Here is a 17,704-nt window from a genome sequence, read left to right as displayed (position 1 = left end):
TATTGATGTTCCTATACCCTGTCACCGATTGGCAAACCCTGTATTTTTATGTGTGAAAAGTAAAAGTAAAAAAAGGCGTAAAAGGGGGTCCCTTTCACGCCTTGCAGTCTATAGCAGTTATTTATATCAAATACTTTGACTCGGTCCGAAAAATTCAAAATTGATTCTGCTTTCCGGAATTCCCCAGTCTCTCAATATTCCGTTTACTTTCCTCAGAAAGGGAACAGGACCGCAGAAATAATATTCCGCATCTTTATCCGGTACTGCATCTGAGAGAAGTTCCTCATCAACCAGCCCTTCTTTAAGCAGGTTCGGGTGCCTGCGGTCTTCTACAGATGGTGTCTCATAGCATACAGCATAACGGACTGAACTTGAGCCCTCAGCCATGGAACGAACGTGATCGTCCATAGCGTGCAGCTCGCCGGATTTTGCTGCCGCAACAAAGGTTACAGGGCGGTCCGGATTCCTGACTGAAGACGTATTCAGCATGCTGACGAGCGGAGTAAGGCCCACGCCGCCTGCGATCAGAACGAGGGGGCGGTCACTGTTTTCTTTTAATGTAAAAGATCCAGCTGGCGCGGTAAGGTTTAAGGTATCCCCTGCTTCTATCTTTTCATGAAGGTAGTTGGACACCACACCATCTTCATGCCCCTGCATCCCTTCCTCTTTTTTTACACTGATTCTATAGTAATCTTTGTCCGGTGAATCCGACAGGCTGTACTGTCTCATATGTGCCGGTTTGCTGTAATCGGGCATCACCTGGACAGAAATGTACTGTCCCGGCTCAAATGATGCCAGGGGACCTTCGTCTGCCGGCTTCAGGTAAAACGACGTAATAACCCGGCTCTCCTGTTCTTTTTTTATGACGGTAAACTCACGGAATCCGCGCCAGCCGCCGATTTTTTCTTCCGCTTCAGCATACATAGCTGCTTCTGTATCAATAAATACTTTTGCTACAACGCCATAAGTCTCTTCCCACGCCTCAATGATGTCATCGATGTCCGGTGAATCCTGAAGTACTTCTCTCATTGCCATAAGAAGATACTTCCCCACTATCGGATAATGCTCCGGCTTCACATTCAGGCTCCGGTGTTTATGTGCAATCTGTCTGATCGCCGGCAGAAGACTTTCAAGACGGTCAATATTCACTGCGGCTGCGTAAAGTGTTCCTGCCAGTGCCCTGGGCTGTTTTCCCTGTTTCTGATTCGTCTGATTAAAAATGTTTAACAGTTCCGGGTGATCCTGAAACATCTTTTTGTAAAATAGTGAGGTAATGCGTTCGCCTTCCTGTTCCAGAACCGGTGCAGTACTCCTGATTATTTCTTTTGTACTTTCTTTTAGAACGGCCATCACCATTCCCCTTCCGTATTTTAATATGCATAATTAATACCTATTTAAATTAAACCACGTTTAATAAGTATTTTAAATACTTATTTTATATGTTGCTTTTTCTGTCACAATTGCATCATTTCTGACTATCGACCGGCTTTATGGTATGCTTGCAAAAAGGAATGAACGACGACTGTCGTATGTGGAGGGATGGATATGCAGCTGACTTCATATACCGATTATGCACTCCGTCTTCTTCTCTACGCTGCTGTCCAGCCCGAGGGAAAACTGACCAGTGTGAAAGAAGTGGCGAAAGCTTACAATATTTCCTATAATCATCTGACAAAGGTCACTCAGGAACTTGGAAGACATGGGATTCTGGAGACGATTAAAGGTCGAGGCGGGGGCATCAGACTGGCAATAAAACCCGAGGATCTGCCGGTGGGAAAAGTAGTGCGCCTGACTGAAGATAACAGTCAGTATGTCGAGTGTTTTGATGAAGAGAACAACACCTGTGTTTTAAGCCCGTCCTGCAGGCTTAAAGGAGTGCTGCATGAAGCTTTAAATGCCTACATGGCTGTTCTCGACCGGTATACACTGAAGGACATCACCGTGAATGAAAAAATATTGAGGGACTTGCTTAATATGAAAAAGGAAAAAACCTGACTTTGATGAAGTCAGGTTTTTTCTGCTATTCTGCTTGCGGTTATGTCCCGATTGCGGCTGCTCCGGGACCTTATCCAGCAGGCGGTTACATATTAATTTGCTACGATATTGACAAGCTTACCGGGAACTGCGATCACTTTACGGATCGTTTTTCCATCGGTATCTTCTTTAATTTTATCAAGTTCAAGGGCGGCTTTTTCCATATCCTCCCGGCTGGCATCCTTGGCGATGACGAGCTTCGTGCGGACTTTGCCGTTAATTTGAACGACGATTTCCACTTCATTTTCCACAAGCTTGCTCTCGTCATATGCAGGCCACGACTCGTAAGTAACGGTGCCTTTATGACCAAGAACAGCCCAGAGCTCTTCAGCCACGTGCGGCGCGATCGGGGAAAGCATCTTAACGAAACCTTCCACGTAGGTCCTCGGAACAGTCTTCTGTTTGTACGCGTCGTTCACGAACACCATCATCTGGGAGATCGCTGTGTTAAAACGCAGTCCCTCACAGTCTTCGGTTACTTTCTTCACTGTCTGATGGTAAGTGCGGGTAAGACCACCTTCTTCAGGTACGTCCTGAATCGAATCGGAAAGCGTACCATCCTCTTTAACGATCAGACGCCATACACGATCCAGGAAGCGGCGCGCACCGTCGAGCCCGTTTTCGCTCCAGGAAACTGAAGCGTCAAGCGGTCCCATAAACATTTCATACAGACGGAGCGTATCTGCACCGTGGGAGGCAATAATGTCATCAGGGTTAACAACGTTTCCTTTCGACTTACTCATCTTCTCGTTGTTTTCACCAAGAATCATTCCCTGGTTATACAGCTTCTGAAACGGCTCCTTCGTCGGCACCACGCCGATGTCGTAGAGAAACTTGTGCCAGAAACGGGCGTACAGAAGGTGAAGAACCGCATGCTCTGCACCACCGATATAAATGTCCACCGGGAGCCAGTGCTTCAGCTTTTCCGGATCTGCCAGCTGTTCACTGTTGTCCGGGTCGATATAGCGGAGGTAATACCAGCAACTGCCAGCCCACTGGGGCATAGTGTTCGTTTCCCGGCGCCCTTTTCGGCCCGTTTTCGGGTCTTCCACGACTAGCCAGTCCTCGGCGTTGGCAAGCGGTGATTCGCCGGACCCGGACGGTTTGAATTCACTCATTTCAGGAAGTGTGAGCGGAAGTTCGGATTCCGGCACAGCCTCCATCGAGCCGTCTTCCCAGTGTATAATCGGGATCGGCTCACCCCAGTAGCGTTGACGGCTGAACAGCCAGTCACGAAGGCGGTACGTCACTTTTTTCGCACCTTTTCCGTTTTTCTCCAGCCAGCTGATCATTTTCGTGATCGCTTCTTCGTTATGAAGTCCGTTAAGGAAGTCCGAGTTTACGTGCGGGCCGTCTTCAGCATATGCTTCCTGGTCTACGTCACCGCCTGCTACCACTTCCACGATCGGTAAATCAAACGTACGGGCGAACTCGTGGTCACGCTCATCGTGGCCCGGTACGGCCATAACCGCTCCTGTTCCGTAGCTTGCAAGTACATAATCGGCGATCCAGACAGGAAGTTTTTCACCTGTGACCGGATGAAGAGCATAAGCCCCGGTAAACACGCCCGTCTTTTCTTTTGCAAGCTCCGTACGCTCAAGGTCACTCTTGGTCGCAACGGCTTTCTGATAGCCGGTGACCGCTTCTTTCTGTTCGGAAGTTGTAATTTTTTCAACAAGGCTGTGCTCCGGGGCAAGAACCATGTAGGTCGCTCCGTACAGGGTATCCGGGCGGGTCGTAAAGACCGAGACGCTCTCCTCGTGGCCATCAAGCGCGAACGTGACGTCCGCTCCTTCCGAACGGCCGATCCAATTGCGCTGCATATCTTTCAGGCTCTCCGGCCAGTCAAGGTCGTCAAGATCTTCAAGAAGACGGTCAGCATAGGCGGTAATCTTCAGCATCCACTGTTTCATCGGACGGCGTTCCACCGGGTGGCCGCCTCGCTCACTCACCCCATCGATTACTTCTTCATTGGCAAGAACCGTGCCGAGTGCCGGGCACCAGTTTACGGCCACTTCGTCGATATAAGCGAGTCCCTCCTCATAGAGCTTAGTGAAGATCCACTGGGTCCATTTGTAGTAGTCTTCATCAACGGTGCTCACTTCACGGTCCCAGTCATAGGAAAAACCAAGTTCCTTAATCTGGCGCCGGAACGTGTTGATATTGTCCACTGTAAATTCACGGGGGTGGTTGCCCGTATCCATGGCGTACTGCTCCGCCGGAAGTCCAAAGGCGTCCCATCCCATCGGGTGAAGGACGTTGTATCCCTGCATCCGCTTCATGCGGGACAGGATGTCTGTTGCCGTGTAGCCTTCAGGGTGCCCGACGTGCAGGCCGGCACCAGACGGATACGGGAACATATCGAGTGCATAGAACTTTTTCTTATCGTATTCTTCTTCTGTTTTGAACGTTTTGTTTGTTTCCCAATATTGCTGCCACTTCTGTTCAACCTGTTTGTGGTTGTAAGCCATCGTTTTGGCCTCCTTCATTATTTAAAAGCTTTGCCTGCCGTCCGGAGGGACTTTTATGTACAAAAAAAGCCTCCCGCCCCCGGCTTTATTCAGCCAGGGACGAGAGGCTGTTATTCATAATAACAAAAACCTTCCCGCGGTACCACCCTTGATTAGTACGTGTGTACTCACTTCGTTTCGGACCGGTAACGGCGGCGGACCGTCCAATGCTGACGCCTATGGCGCTCACACCGGATCCTCGGAGGCGAGTTCGTAACGGACATGGCTGGCTTTCAGCGGCCGCCAGCTCTCTGAATCATGTCTGATGCTACTACTGATCCTCTTCATCGGGTTTCATATCTATAGCTATTCTATGAAGCGGATGACAAAGTGTCAAGCTATTATCTTAAGGTTACACGAATATTTACCATTTTAAACCTCATTTTCCCAATCATGAGGCTGTTTCTGCCTCCCGCGATCCGACTCGCTGATCTGACAGCGCGCGGTCGTAAAGGGATGTGGTAACGAATGCAACAAGGAAAAGAACAACCAGCACATAGAACAGCACCTGCATACCAAACAGGTCAGCCATAACGCCACCGAAGAACGGTCCGAGCATCCGTCCCCCTGTGCCGATACTATTGACAATACCCTGATAAAATCCGGCTTTCCCTTCCGGCGCCAGTTGATGGGCAATCGTCGGCACCGCCGGCCAGACGAACATTTCCCCAAACGTCAATACAACCATAGCCACAACGAAAGCTGTATACACTTCGGCCTGCGAGAGAATCACGTAGGCACACATGAAAATGACGAGGCCGACATAGATCTGGGCTTTCAGTGAATGAACCCAGCGGCCGATCAGAATTTTAATGAGTGGCTGGCAAAAGACAATCATCGCACCATTGATTGTCCAGAGGATACTGTAATAGGTCAACGGAATTCCAAGACTCTGGGTATGTGCGCTGATCGTTGTCTGCCACTGCACATAGGCAATCCAGCAGATCAAAAAGCCGCCGCACAGAATAAGCAGGGCCTTAAACCTTTTCCGGTTCTCCACTTCCCGACTCTGTTCAAAAACGTTAGTAGCAGCCGCCGCACCGCTGTCTGCCTGCAGATGCCTGAAAAAGAGCAGGGCAAGAATGAAAAAACTGAGATACATCAAGCCGTTTCCGAGAAAAACAAGGTCAAAACGGTAACTTGCCAGCAGACCTCCGGAAGCTGCACCGACTGATACACCGACATTCTGAGCCACATACATGGCATTAAAGGGCCGGCGGCCGCCTTCAGGCCAAACGGCTCCGGCCATGGCATACATGGCCGGAATAATGACACCTGCGCCGAAACCGAGGCCGAGCATCAATACAACATACTGGTAAAAATCATTAAAAACGGCAAGTGTAAATGCACTTGCCATTGTAATGACCACGCCCAGAATAATCGTCTTAAACCCGCCAATGCGGTCAAACAGCTTCCCGCCGATCAGATTGCCCATGATCCCCATAATGGCGTTGCCCATGATCACAAGGCCTGCTACAGACAGGGACATTCCGAGTTCCACATGAATATAGATCGTGTTCAGAGGCCATAAAAAAGACGCCCCGGTCACATTGATGGCCATCCCGATCACGAGCAGCCAGACCGCTTTAGGCATACAAATCACCCTTCACTATTTCGTTTATCTAAAGAAATTGTAGAGGACGCCTGCCAAATTTGCAATGTACTTTTTTACCCATCTTAAAGGCTGTGTAAAATTAACTGCTGCTATTGAACAAATAATTATGTTGCTGAAAGCGGTGACTACTCCGGTAAAAGCAAAAGGCGAAGACTTAGCAGGTGTTTTTCCCGAGGAGGCTGAGGCGCTGCCAGCGGAAAGCATCCGACTGCAGCGCAATAATAAGACCGGGCCTGTTATGTTCGTCCCTCGTTCTGTGGTAGGATGGGTACTAGAAAACATGCGTACAGGAGGATTTATCATGATTGATTTACGAAGCGATACGGTCACCCGGCCGACCAGGGAAATGCGGGAGGCGATGGCTGCTGCCGAAGTCGGTGACGATGTCTATGGAGAAGACCCGTCCGTAAATGAACTTGAAGAGCGTGCCGCGGCCCTTGCCGGAAAAGAAGCTGCCCTGTTTGTGACGAGCGGCACCCAGGGAAACCAGGCCGCTGTTCTCACGCACATGCGTCAGGGCGAGGAAATCATTATGGACGACCGGGCCCATGTTTTTCTTTACGAAGGCGGTGCAACAGCAGCTTTCGCCGGCGTTCAGTCCCGGACACTTTCGAGTGAAAAAGGACAGATGCTGCTCTCCGACCTGTCAGGTGCGATCCGCTCTCAGGATGTCCACTTTCCAGATACAGGCCTCATTTGGCTTGAAAATACGCATAACAAAAGCGGCGGATCCGTTCTTCCGCCAGACTATGTGAAAGAAGTAGGGCTGCTGGCTGAACGAGCGGGCATCCCTCTTCATATCGACGGAGCACGAATCTTCAACGCATCCATAGCCGCCGGGGTGCCTGTAGCGGAATTGGCCCGTCATGCATCAACGATTCAATTCTGTCTCTCTAAAGGGCTTGGTGCGCCAGTCGGGTCCATTCTCGCAGGTGACCGGTCTTTCATCGAGCGTGCCAGAAAATGGCGGAAGCGCCTTGGCGGCGGTCTCCGTCAGGCAGGCGTGTTAGCTGCACCTGCGCTGCTTGCATTAAAGAACGGTTTTGACTTTATCGCCGATGACCACGAACATGCGGGCATTTTAGCCGAAGCCATTTCCAGCATGGAAGGGCTTAACGTTATGAATCAGGTGGAAACGAACATGATTCTGATGGACACGTTTGAGACTGGACTTACGAGTGAAGACTGGGTTGCAGAAATGAAGCGCCAAGGCGTGCTTGCCGTGCCGTTCGGACCATTCACCGTACGCCTTACCACTCACCGGGATATTTCCCGGACGGAGATTTCCCAGGCGATCGAGCGGATCATGAAATCTCTTCAGCAGCTGAAAGGATGAACGAACGTTGACACAAGCGATTCCTCCTCAATTTGGAGATAAACGATATGTAACCTGGAACTCCCACCTGCGCCGGCAATTTGGGGAAAAAATCTTTAAGGTTCCACTCGATGCCGGCTTCGACTGTCCGAACAGAGACGGAAATGTGGCCAGTGGCGGCTGTACATTCTGCAGTGAACGCGGATCCGGCGACTTCGCCGGTGACCGGGCGGACGATCTGGTCACCCAGTTTCACACGGTGAGAGATAAGATGCACCGGAAATGGAAAAATGCAAAATATATCGGCTACTTTCAGGCATACACAAATACCTATGCCCCGGTTGATGAACTCAGGGAAATGTATGAAGTGATTTTAAAGCAGGAGGGCGTTGTCGGTCTCTCTATTGCCACCAGGCCGGACTGCCTTCCGGATGATGTGGTCGATTATCTGGCTGAGCTGAATGAGAGAACATATCTTTGGGTTGAACTCGGCCTTCAGACAGCCCATGACCGTACCGGGGACCTGATCAACCGTGCCCACGATTTTGACTGCTATGTAGAAGGAGTAAAGAAACTCCGGGAACGAGGAATCCGGGTCTGCTCCCATATCATTAACGGTCTTCCCCTTGAGACCCATCAGATGATGCTTGAAACCGCAAAGGAAGTGGCAAAGCTCGATGTTCAGGGAATCAAAATTCACCTGCTTCATCTGCTTCGCCGAACACCGATGGTCAAGCAATATGAAAAGGGACTCGTCGAGTTTCTCAGTCTCGAAGAATACGTCAATCTTGTCTGCGACCAGCTTGAAGTCCTTCCACCGGACCTGATTATTCACCGGCTGACCGGTGACGGGCCTTCCGATTTAATGATCGGCCCCATGTGGAGTCTGAACAAATGGGATGCCTTAAACGGCATTGATGCAGAAATGAAACGGCGCGGCAGCTGGCAGGGCAGATATCATGAGGGGGCGATGGTCCGTTGATGACGATGGACGGGATTCTCCCCTTTGCCAGGTTACTTCTTGAACGGTCCGTTCCAGACGGCGGTCTCGCTGTAGATGCTACTGCCGGAAACGGCCATGATACGATGTTCCTTGCCAAACTGGCCGGTGAAAACGGACAGGTTTTCAGCTTTGACATCCAGGAACAGGCGATCAAATCTACCCGGGAGCGTCTTCAGGCAGCCACAAAGCTCAGGCTTAATGAACGGGTGACACTCATCCATGACAGTCACGAGCATGTCCGCCGGCACCTTCCAGACGGAGCTGTCGTGGACGGGGCCGTCTTGAACCTCGGTTATCTGCCTGGAAGTGATAAGTCTGTCACGACTACACCCGATACGACGATTCATGCAGTAAGGGAGCTGCTTAACATGCTCAAACCCGGCGGGATTATCGTAATTGTGGTCTATCACGGTCATGATGAAGGGAAAGTTGAACGGGACGCCCTTCTCTCCTATACACGTGGGATCCCACAGGAAGAAGCCCACGTACTTGAATACCGATTTACAAACCAGCGAAACAACCCGCCGTTTATCGTTGCTGTTGAAAAGCGCTAGATTAGAAAAGGGTGCCGCCACGTTCTGGCTGCACCCTTTCCCTGTTAGATGTTTAAAAATAGATTGTTCCTTTTAGGATAATTTAAAGCGTAAGTCGGCGACTCCTGCGGGAATAGTGTCGACTGAAGACCCCGCAGGGCGATTTCCCCTAGGAGGCTGAAGAGATGCCCGCGGAAAGCGCCGCCCTGCAGCATAATTAACCAACAAACTTTACATATGGAGCCTTCTTGTTTGAGTTCTGTGCTCAACTGAACCGTCAATTACATCTATCCCAGAATAATCAGCAGCACAGTCAATGTAAAGATACTCAGGATGGTCGACACGAACGTAATACTTGAGACGAGTTTCGGCTTCGTATCAAATTGAACGGAATAGATCACCATCATGGCCGCAGATGGCATAGCGGCAGACACGATCAGTACTTTTGCCAGAAGATCATTTACCGGAAGAATGAGCGTAATCAGCCATGCAATCAAAGGTGACACTAAAAGGCGCAGCACGGTTGCATAACTGATTTTCCCCCAGTCAAAGCTTCCCCATTCAATTCGCGCCAGCTGCATACCGAGAATGATCATAACGGTAGGAATTGTAGCTTCCGCGATAATATCCACCGTCTGAAACAAATTGCCGGGTATGGATAGACCTGATGCTTTAAGAGAAAGAGCCAGAATGAAAGCGTACGTAGCGGGCATAGCCAGAACGGCTTTTACCGCCGTTTTTATTCCGGTCCCTCCTCTCGCTGCATAATACACACCGAAAAAGTTCATCATAATCGACTGGAAAACGAGAAACGAAACAGCATAGGCAAACCCCGCCTCCCCATAGGCAAACAGGATGATTGGCGCCCCGTAATTGCCGGTATTCATAAACGCTGTAGACAGAATCAGACCGCTCTCAAGGGAAGAGGGATAACGCATGAGCCGGGCATAAATCTTATTTATGATGATGAGGGCGAAAAAAAGAATAATAGAAAAGATAACCATGTAAAGATACTGGATATCCACATCCGACTCATAAAATGTCCGGAAAACAAGAGCAGGCGTCATCACGTAGACGGCTACTGTGGATATAGGTTTTAAGTCGAGGTTCTGCCACTTCTGTACAGCAAAACCGATCGCAAAGACACAGATGACCGGCAGAACAACAGATAGAAATATTCCCAGACCTGCTCCTCCTTTCTGACGCAAAGAACCAGGCTGCCAATGACGGCAAAGGCCTGGTTAGAATAACCACTTCACGTTATTACTTTACCATGTGCAGGCGCGCAGTCACAAATGCGAGCATCTGTAGAAGCACTTCCTCCTTGCCAGGATCGTTAAGCACTTCATGAAAAAATCCAGGCCACTCCCTGTAGGCCTTATCCGAGATATCAAGATTGTTAAACCAGCGTTTCACTTCCTCTTTATCCACGATCCGGTCATCTCCCCCCTGCATCACATACAGGGGGAGATCAGGAAAGCGTTCAACTTCAGTATGGGCTCTTCGAATGGAAGCAGTCAGCTCTGCATAGTAGCGGACACTCACTTTTTTAACAAGTACGGCGTCACTCACATCCCTTACCCGCATCTTTTCATCCCTCGTACCGGAACCTGGTTCCAGCCCGGAAGGGAGAGATAGAGTGGGCCAGAGACGGTTTAGCCCCTTGGATAAAGCCCGCTTGTACAGAGGCGGGATATTGGCCAGACCAAGACACGGGGAGGACAAGATCAGGATATCCGGCCTCAGTGAAGGCTTCACTTCATTTTGAACGAGAAGGGAAATGAGTCCGCCCATGCTGTGACCGAGCTGGATTACAGGGAGACCATACTTGCGGGCTTCTCTCAGCCACGGATTTACCTTCCGGAAATAGTCCTGGAACTCATTTACGTGTCCCCTTCTCCCTGTCGTTGTCCCCTGACCGGGAAGATCCCCCATAATTACGTGGTAGCCATGACGATTCAGCTGCCGGACAACCCAATCGTAACGTACGTGATACTCGCCGGCTCCATGAACGATCACGAATACGCCTTTGGCCGTTCCGTTTTTCACTTCCCATTTCCACATAACGCCGTCCTCCTTTTCTATTATCCTGCCCGGTTTGCCCTGCTCCGTCAAGCGCCGTTACACTCATTCTGATAGACTGTAGAAAAGACATACATACGAAGGGAGTTTCTTATATGAAATTATATCCTTACAAAGAGTATACACCAGTGATTGATCCCAGTGCTTTTCTGGCCGATGGGGTAGTGATCACCGGAGACGTCCACGTGAGAAAAGACGCAAGCATCTGGTTTAACACGGTCATTCGCGGAGACGTGGCGCCTACCTATATCGGTGAGAGAGTCAACATCCAGGATAACAGCACCCTTCACCAGAGTCCGGAGAACCCTCTTGTGCTGGAGGACGGAGTAACCGTCGGCCACCAGTGCATCCTCCACAGCTGTGTAGTTAAAAAGGACGCCCTGATCGGTATGGGAGCTACAATCCTCGACCGTGCAGAGATTGGTGAAGGTGCCTTCGTCGGTGCGGGCAGCCTTGTTCCTCCGGGAAAAACCGTCCCCGCTGGAACTCTGGCGCTCGGACGCCCGGCAAAGGTGGTCCGTGAACTAAACGATGAGGACAAAAAGGATATGGCCCGCATCCGCCGTGAGTATGTGGAAAAAGGGCAGTACTACAAGGAAGTAATTAAGAAGGGAAGTCTTTGAGCGATTTGAGAACCGCCGTCCTGAAGGGGCCGGCGTTTTTTTTGCATCGTTTGCTACTTACAACCAATTAGTGGAGCTAAGGTTATTTATCGAGCCGCGACTTCCGTACCATTTTTCCTCATCGGTCATAGCGTTTTAATATGATAAGCCCCTTATCGTATTACTTCTCTTCAACATTCCCATTCCTCCCCCACCGTAAAGAAAAAACATTCCTTCACTCAATTTTATAAAACCTTCACAGTTCCCTTACTCTAACTTAATCTTTCTCTAATATCTTAGAAGTAGAGACCCGAACAGAGGAGGAGTGGAAACTTGAAAGCACTGAATTGGTTCCATCTGCAGGACAGAAATATTTTCAGGGCGATTAACAGATGCAGGGAAGCTGCTTTTTATCATACAGCCATGGGGCTCCTCACGCATCTGGGGGGAGCCACCGCGACAATCACCACGACCCTCGTCCTTCTGGCTGCCGCCTCGCCTGAGTGGAGACCGGCTGTGTTCCATTCTGCGGCAGCTCTTGTGATCAGCCACGTCATTGTCACGACCCTTAAACGGAACTTTCTCCGTCAGCGCCCCTACATCGTCATTGGGGACTCGTATGTGGTCAGAAATCCTCTCCGGGACAGTTCTTTTCCCTCCGGGCACACAACAGCCGTATTTTCAGTAACCATGCCCTACATGTTTCTCTTTCCATCACTTATTATTCTTCTGCTGCCAATCGCCCTGCTTGTTGCAATCTCACGGATCACGATCGGTCTCCATTATCCGTCTGACGTTATTGCAGGTATGATAATTGGCACTGTGACCGCATTTCTTCTGGGACTGCTTTTTTAAGCCTGGAATTTTAACTACATTCGAGTCAAGGGGGACAAAAAATGCGAATCGCCTTATTCACAGACACATTTACTCCGCAGGTTAATGGGGTCGCAAAGACGCTGCAGCGATTGGTCACTTACATGGAGAAAAACAATGTCGAGCACGAAGTTTATGTTCCGGAAACGATGGACGAAGAACCACTTTTTAAAAGCAACGTTCACCGGTTTGCCAGTCTGCCTTTTTTCCTTTACCCGGAATGCCGCATCGCTTTTCCTAACGTGATCACCATCCGTCAGCAGCTTCATGACTTCAGCCCGACCCTCATCCACACGGCTACCCCATTCAACATGGGGCTGTGCGGCGTTCGCTACGCGCGCAAATACAACGTACCCTTTGTTGCCTCCTATCACACCCACTTTGATTCGTACTTGGACTATTACAGACTCGGGTTTGTGATGCCATGGATCTGGAAATACCAGCGCTGGTTTCACGAAGGTGCCGAAAAAATCTTTGTTCCCTCCTCCGAAACGAAAAACCACCTGAGGCGTAAAGGATTCAAACACCTGGAGATCTGGCCCCGCGGCGTTGATTGCGACCGGTTTTCACCGGTGCACGGCAGCAGAGCTTTCCGTGAAAAATACGGGATTACAAAAAAACATATTCTATTGTACGCGGGCCGGGTTGCCCCCGAAAAAGACATGGATGTTCTTTCTTCAGTAATCGAAGAGCTTAACCCCGTATACGCTCAGGAAGCGCAGTGGGTTGTAGTTGGTGAAGGGCCGGCCCTTCCGGAAATGAAGGAACGTCACGGAGACAGTGTTTTATTTACCGGTTACCTGGATGGACACTCACTTGCACAGGCCTACGCTGCAGCAGATTTGTTTGTCTTTCCCTCATCAACAGAAACCTTTGGGAATGTGGTTCTTGAATCTCTTGCTTCCGGTACACCTGCCATCGTCGCACGATCCGGAGGGGTTCAGGAGATTGTAGAAGACAGGTATACAGGAAGAGTATGTGTACCAAAGTCTTCTGACAGTTTCAGAGAAGCGGTTGAAGAATTGCTTTCTTCCCCTCCAACACGGCAGCTTATGGGAGCCAGGGGGAGAAGGTATGCCCGGACCCAGTCATGGGACGGGATCTTTTCCAATCTGATTGCTCAGTATGAAACGGCTCATCATAACAGTAAAATTCCGAACCTGGCCTGAATACAAAAACACGATAAAAAAGCCCCGGAATGAGAGCATCCATCACTCTTTTCCGGGGCATTTATTTATTTCCCTGCTTTTGCCTCTGCCTGCTTCTTCAGAAGTTCAGCTTTATCTGTACGTTCCCATGGAAGATCCACATCCGTGCGGCCGAAATGACCGTAGGCTGCCGTCTGCTTGTAGATCGGACGGCGAAGATCAAGCATTTTAATAATGCCTGCAGGGCGGAGATCAAAGTTCTCGCGGATCACATCCACCATCACATCTTCACTCACTTTTCCTGTGTCAAACGTATCAATGGCGATGGAAACCGGCTGTGCAACACCAATTGCATAGGCGAGCTGTACCTCACAGCGGTCGGCAAGACCTGCTGCCACAAGGTTTTTAGCCACGTAACGGGCCGCATATGCCGCAGAGCGGTCGACTTTCGTCGCATCCTTACCGGAGAAGGCACCGCCGCCATGACGGGCATAGCCGCCATACGTATCTACAATAATCTTACGGCCGGTAAGACCAGCATCGCCCTGAGGTCCGCCGATAACAAAGCGTCCTGTAGGATTGATAAAGTATTTCGTTTTTTCATCGATCAGGTTTTCCGGTACAACCGGTCCGATCACATGTTTTTTCAGATCTGCCTGAATCGTCTCTAGCGTTACTTCCGGGTGGTGCTGGGTGGAAATAACGATCGTATCAATGTGGGATGGCTGGCCATTTTCATCATACTCGACTGTCACCTGTGTCTTGCCATCCGGGCGCAGGTAAGAAAGCGTTTCGTTCTTGCGCACTTCGCTCAGCCGGCGGGAAAGCTTATGAGCAAGAGAAATCGGAAGCGGCATGAGTTCAGGTGTCTGATTGTCCGCATAACCAAACATCAGCCCCTGGTCCCCGGCGCCGATTGCTTCAATTTCCTGGTCTGACATTTGACCTTCACGGGCTTCAAGAGCCCTGTCAACACCTTGGGCGATATCTGCACTCTGCTCGTCAATAGACGTAAGCACCGCACACGTTTCATAGTCAAAGCCGTATTTTGCTCTAGTGTAGCCGATTTCCTTCACCGTTTCACGAACAACCTTTGGAATATCCACATACGTGGAAGTGGAAATTTCGCCTGCTACGAGAACTAGTCCTGTGTTTACCGAAGTTTCACAGGCCACCCGGGCATTCGGGTCATTCTTCATAATTTCATCTAAAATTGCATCGGAAATCTGATCACAGATTTTATCCGGATGTCCCTCTGTTACTGATTCTGACGTAAATAAACGTCGTCTTTTTTCTGCCACAACATGTACCTCCCTGGTCCTGTTCTGAGAATAGGATTTGTGTATTGTAGTGACGGTACTCATTCTCCCGGCAGAAAACTCAGAAAAGCTGTCTGAGCCGACTTCAAAACAATTCTCCAAGTCACTAAAAAAACCTTTTCCCGGTTGAGGAAAAGGTTTAATCCGTCCGCCTTTAACCTCTTATCTTCAAGACAGGTTGTCTTGCAGGTTAGCACCGTTCACCAGTAAAATAAAGAAAGGGTGATGGTTGCTGGGCTTCGTCGGGCCTGTCCCTCCGCCAACTCGGGATAAGAGTATCCGTTCGTTAGTCATGATAACGGACTTTCCCTCACCTGTCAACAAATCACAGAATCCACATACTTGGTAAACTTCCCCAGAACCGGTGTCACAAAACGCACCTTTCTTCCTTATTATAATAAAACCCCGTCAAAAAACCGTAACATTTTCTGTCCATATAGTATAGACTATTCGTATGAATGTGTTATACTAATTAAAGCAAATAAGTCATTAATCCAATATATAATATCGAGAAAGGGTTTGATGTAAAGATGAGTACCCTCCACTTTGAAACGGAGTTGGACCGAATGGTAAAAAAGAATACGGTTCACACAAATTTACCCGCAGCCAGACTGATTGAACAAGCGCTTAACCGGAACGAGGGACTCATCACCGCCACTGGCGCATTCCGTGCTACAACTGGTGCCTACACCGGCCGCTCCCCAAAAGATAAGTTCATTGTTGATGAGCGTTCGGTGCATGAGAAAATCGAGTGGGGAAGCGTCAATCAGCCAATCTCTACAGACGTTTTTGAAAGCCTTTACGTAAAAGTGCTTGACTACTTAGGTAAAAAAGATGAGATCTTTGTTCGTGACGCGATCGCAGGAGCAGACAAACAGCATCAGCTGCCGATCCGCATTGTGAATGAGTTTGCATGGCACAATCTGTTTGCGAGCCAGCTGTTTATCCGTCCTGCCGAAAAGGAGCTCGAAACCCTGGTCCCGGAATTCACGATCGTCAGTGCACCGGGCTTTAAAGCTGACCCAGCTGTGGATGGCACAAATTCCGAGACATTTATCATCATTTCCTTTGAAAAACGTACAGTTCTCATCGGCGGAACCGAGTATGCCGGAGAGATGAAAAAATCGATATTTTCCGTGATGAACTACCTCCTGCCGGAAAAAGACATCTTTTCGATGCACTGTTCTGCCAACGTCGGCCAGGAAGGTGATGTGGCTCTGTTCTTCGGGCTTTCAGGTACAGGTAAAACAACCCTTTCCGCCGATACAAATCGCAACCTGATTGGAGACGATGAGCACGGATGGTCCCATAACGGCGTGTTCAACATTGAAGGCGGCTGCTATGCTAAGTGTGTGAACCTGAGTGAAGAGAAAGAGCCTCAGATTTTCAATGCCATCCGGTTCGGATCTGTCCTTGAGAATGTTGTCGTAGATGAGGAGACTCGTGAGCCTGATTACGATGACACATTTTTCACTGAAAACACCCGGGCTGCCTACCCGCTTGAAGCGATCCCGAATGCCATGACTCCGAGCGTGGCAGGTCATCCGAATACAATTATTTTCCTTACCGCAGATGCTTTTGGTGTGCTCCCGCCGATCAGCAGACTCACGAAGGAGCAGGCTATGTATCATTTCCTGAGCGGTTACACGAGTAAACTTGCCGGCACCGAGCGAGGTATTACAGAACCAACGGCCACTTTCTCGACCTGTTTCGGTGCACCGTTCCTTCCCCTTCCGGCATATCGTTATGCGGAAATGCTCGGGGAGCGGATCAATCAGCATGATGTGGAGGTTTACCTTGTCAACACAGGGTGGTCCGGCGGGCCTTACGGGGTTGGAAGCCGTATGAACCTCACATACACCAGGGCGATGGTGCAGGCTGCCCTTCAGGGAGAACTTGCTGCTGTGGAGACTGAAACAGATCCATTCTTCGGCCTTCAGGTGCCAGCTCACTGCCCTGGTGTACCTGACGAAGTCCTTCTCCCTCGCCAGACATGGCAGGATAAGGACGCATACGATGCAAAGGCGATTGAGCTTGCGAGCAAGTTTGAGGAAAATTTCAAGAAGTTCCGTGATATTTCCGATGAGATCCGCGAGGCAGGCCCATCAACAAAATAGACCGTACAAACAGCCCTCCTGCAGCCTGCAGGGGGGCTTACTTTTATTTCTGATACTGATTTACGTCCATTAAGTAAAATAACATTTAATTATGGGATAACAGCCCAGCCTTATCCGTTTACGCTATAATACTTTTACCGGCGGCTGAGTTGTTTGTGATCAGACGAGTTATAATCAGAAAAACCTGTCCATACTATAAGGTAACTTCCTAATAAAGGAGACTGGACATGAAAACGGATAAGGAACAGAAGTTTGATGACGGTGTCGGAGAAGCCTTTCGCGGACTCATTATGGGACTGGTGCTCATGCTTGTCGTATTTCTTGTTATTCATTTCGGTTTCGGCTATAAAGCGTTTCAGTAAAGACCGGGCTGCCGGTCTTTTTTTAATAAGCTCTTTTCGTAAAGATTGTTGTATTAATACGCTGCAGGCGGACGCTTTCCGCGGGCATCGCTTCAACCTCCTCGGAAAAAACGCCCTGCGGGGTCTTCAGCTGATGCTATTCCCGCAGGAGACGCCGCCTTGCGCTTTAACAAATTATATGAAAAGCAACA

At 49.6% G+C, this 17,704-nt stretch carries 15 protein-coding genes, 1 riboswitch and 1 other annotated feature; of the genes, 9 read left to right on the top strand and 6 right to left on the bottom strand.

Translation table 11 applies throughout. The annotated features are described in order from the left end of the window. Nucleotides 1–126 precede the first annotated feature (126 nt). Nucleotides 127–1,356: an NO-inducible flavohemoprotein gene (hmpA, locus tag CR205_RS00535; protein ID WP_110515885.1), complete on the bottom strand. Its 1,230-nt coding sequence runs from the start codon at nucleotides 1,354–1,356 to the stop codon at nucleotides 127–129. 189 nt (nucleotides 1,357–1,545) lie between these two features. On the opposite strand from hmpA, the gene CR205_RS00530 reads away from it, so the two are divergent. After that, nucleotides 1,546–1,995 (top strand): RrF2 family transcriptional regulator, encoded by a 450-nt coding sequence (locus CR205_RS00530; RefSeq protein ID WP_110515883.1) that lies wholly within the window; start codon nucleotides 1,546–1,548, stop codon nucleotides 1,993–1,995. Nucleotides 1,996–2,087: 92 nt separating this feature from the next. On the opposite strand, the gene leuS is transcribed toward CR205_RS00530, so the two are convergent. Both leuS and CR205_RS00520 read right to left on the bottom strand, forming a co-directional pair. Further along, complete coding sequence (leuS, locus tag CR205_RS00525; protein ID WP_110515881.1) at nucleotides 2,088–4,505, bottom strand: leucine--tRNA ligase; 2,418 nt, start codon at nucleotides 4,503–4,505, stop codon at nucleotides 2,088–2,090. A gap of 92 nt (nucleotides 4,506–4,597) precedes the next feature. Beyond that, nucleotides 4,598–4,841: a binding site (T-box leader), on the bottom strand. A 94-nt stretch (nucleotides 4,842–4,935) separates the two neighbouring features. Continuing rightward, the gene (locus CR205_RS00520; RefSeq protein ID WP_110515880.1) at nucleotides 4,936–6,138 is read right to left on the bottom strand and encodes an MDR family MFS transporter; all 1,203 of its coding nucleotides are present in this window, start codon (nucleotides 6,136–6,138) and stop codon (nucleotides 4,936–4,938) included. A 322-nt stretch (nucleotides 6,139–6,460) separates the two neighbouring features. On the opposite strand from CR205_RS00520, the gene ltaE reads away from it, so the two are divergent. Genes ltaE through CR205_RS00505 form a run of 3 tightly spaced genes read left to right on the top strand, consistent with a single transcriptional unit; the run spans nucleotide 6,461 to nucleotide 9,031 of the window. Further along, nucleotides 6,461–7,495, top strand: coding sequence for a low-specificity L-threonine aldolase (gene ltaE, locus CR205_RS00515; RefSeq protein ID WP_110519585.1), 1,035 nt, complete (start codon nucleotides 6,461–6,463; stop codon nucleotides 7,493–7,495). 7 nt (nucleotides 7,496–7,502) lie between these two features. Beyond that, complete coding sequence (locus tag CR205_RS00510; protein ID WP_110515878.1) at nucleotides 7,503–8,456, top strand: TIGR01212 family radical SAM protein; 954 nt, start codon at nucleotides 7,503–7,505, stop codon at nucleotides 8,454–8,456. Then, the gene (locus CR205_RS00505; RefSeq protein ID WP_110515876.1) at nucleotides 8,456–9,031 is read left to right on the top strand and encodes a tRNA (mnm(5)s(2)U34)-methyltransferase; all 576 of its coding nucleotides are present in this window, start codon (nucleotides 8,456–8,458) and stop codon (nucleotides 9,029–9,031) included. The genes CR205_RS00510 and CR205_RS00505 overlap by 1 nt, the downstream gene beginning before the upstream one ends. Nucleotides 9,032–9,297: 266 nt before the next feature. Here CR205_RS00505 and CR205_RS00500 read toward each other — a convergent pair whose 3' ends face one another. Continuing rightward, complete coding sequence (locus CR205_RS00500; RefSeq protein ID WP_110519583.1) at nucleotides 9,298–10,194, bottom strand: AEC family transporter; 897 nt, start codon at nucleotides 10,192–10,194, stop codon at nucleotides 9,298–9,300. A 79-nt stretch (nucleotides 10,195–10,273) separates the two neighbouring features. Next, nucleotides 10,274–11,074, bottom strand: coding sequence for an alpha/beta fold hydrolase (locus tag CR205_RS00495; RefSeq protein WP_110515874.1), 801 nt, complete (start codon nucleotides 11,072–11,074; stop codon nucleotides 10,274–10,276). Nucleotides 11,075–11,187: 113 nt separating this feature from the next. Between CR205_RS00495 and CR205_RS00490 the strand changes: the two genes are divergently transcribed. The 3 genes from CR205_RS00490 to CR205_RS00480 all read left to right on the top strand — a co-directional run bounded on the left by CR205_RS00490 (nucleotide 11,188) and on the right by CR205_RS00480 (nucleotide 13,736). Further along, the gene (locus CR205_RS00490; protein WP_110515872.1) at nucleotides 11,188–11,715 is read left to right on the top strand and encodes a gamma carbonic anhydrase; all 528 of its coding nucleotides are present in this window, start codon (nucleotides 11,188–11,190) and stop codon (nucleotides 11,713–11,715) included. 312 nt (nucleotides 11,716–12,027) lie between these two features. Further along, a complete protein-coding gene (locus CR205_RS00485; protein WP_110515870.1) occupies nucleotides 12,028–12,549 on the top strand; it encodes a phosphatase PAP2 family protein in 522 nt (173 codons plus the stop codon). Nucleotides 12,550–12,590: 41 nt separating this feature from the next. After that, complete coding sequence (locus tag CR205_RS00480; protein WP_110515868.1) at nucleotides 12,591–13,736, top strand: glycosyltransferase family 4 protein; 1,146 nt, start codon at nucleotides 12,591–12,593, stop codon at nucleotides 13,734–13,736. Between the two features lie 65 nt (nucleotides 13,737–13,801). On the opposite strand, the gene metK is transcribed toward CR205_RS00480, so the two are convergent. Further along, nucleotides 13,802–15,016 (bottom strand): methionine adenosyltransferase, encoded by a 1,215-nt coding sequence (metK, locus tag CR205_RS00475; protein WP_110515866.1) that lies wholly within the window; start codon nucleotides 15,014–15,016, stop codon nucleotides 13,802–13,804. 177 nt (nucleotides 15,017–15,193) lie between these two features. Then, nucleotides 15,194–15,310, bottom strand: a riboswitch (SAM riboswitch). A 254-nt stretch (nucleotides 15,311–15,564) separates the two neighbouring features. Between metK and pckA the strand changes: the two genes are divergently transcribed. Next, complete coding sequence (pckA, locus tag CR205_RS00470; RefSeq protein WP_110515864.1) at nucleotides 15,565–17,151, top strand: phosphoenolpyruvate carboxykinase (ATP); 1,587 nt, start codon at nucleotides 15,565–15,567, stop codon at nucleotides 17,149–17,151. Nucleotides 17,152–17,378: 227 nt separating this feature from the next. Further along, the gene (locus CR205_RS20645) at nucleotides 17,379–17,513 is read left to right on the top strand and encodes a hypothetical protein (RefSeq protein WP_268877391.1); all 135 of its coding nucleotides are present in this window, start codon (nucleotides 17,379–17,381) and stop codon (nucleotides 17,511–17,513) included. The last annotated feature ends 191 nt before the right edge of the window (nucleotides 17,514–17,704 follow it).

Source organism: Alteribacter lacisalsi, from assembly GCF_003226345.1.
GTDB lineage: Bacteria > Bacillota > Bacilli > Bacillales > Salisediminibacteriaceae > Alteribacter > Alteribacter lacisalsi.
The sequence above is the reverse complement of the archived record's forward strand: the minus strand, read 5'-3'. Positions and strand labels throughout refer to the sequence as shown.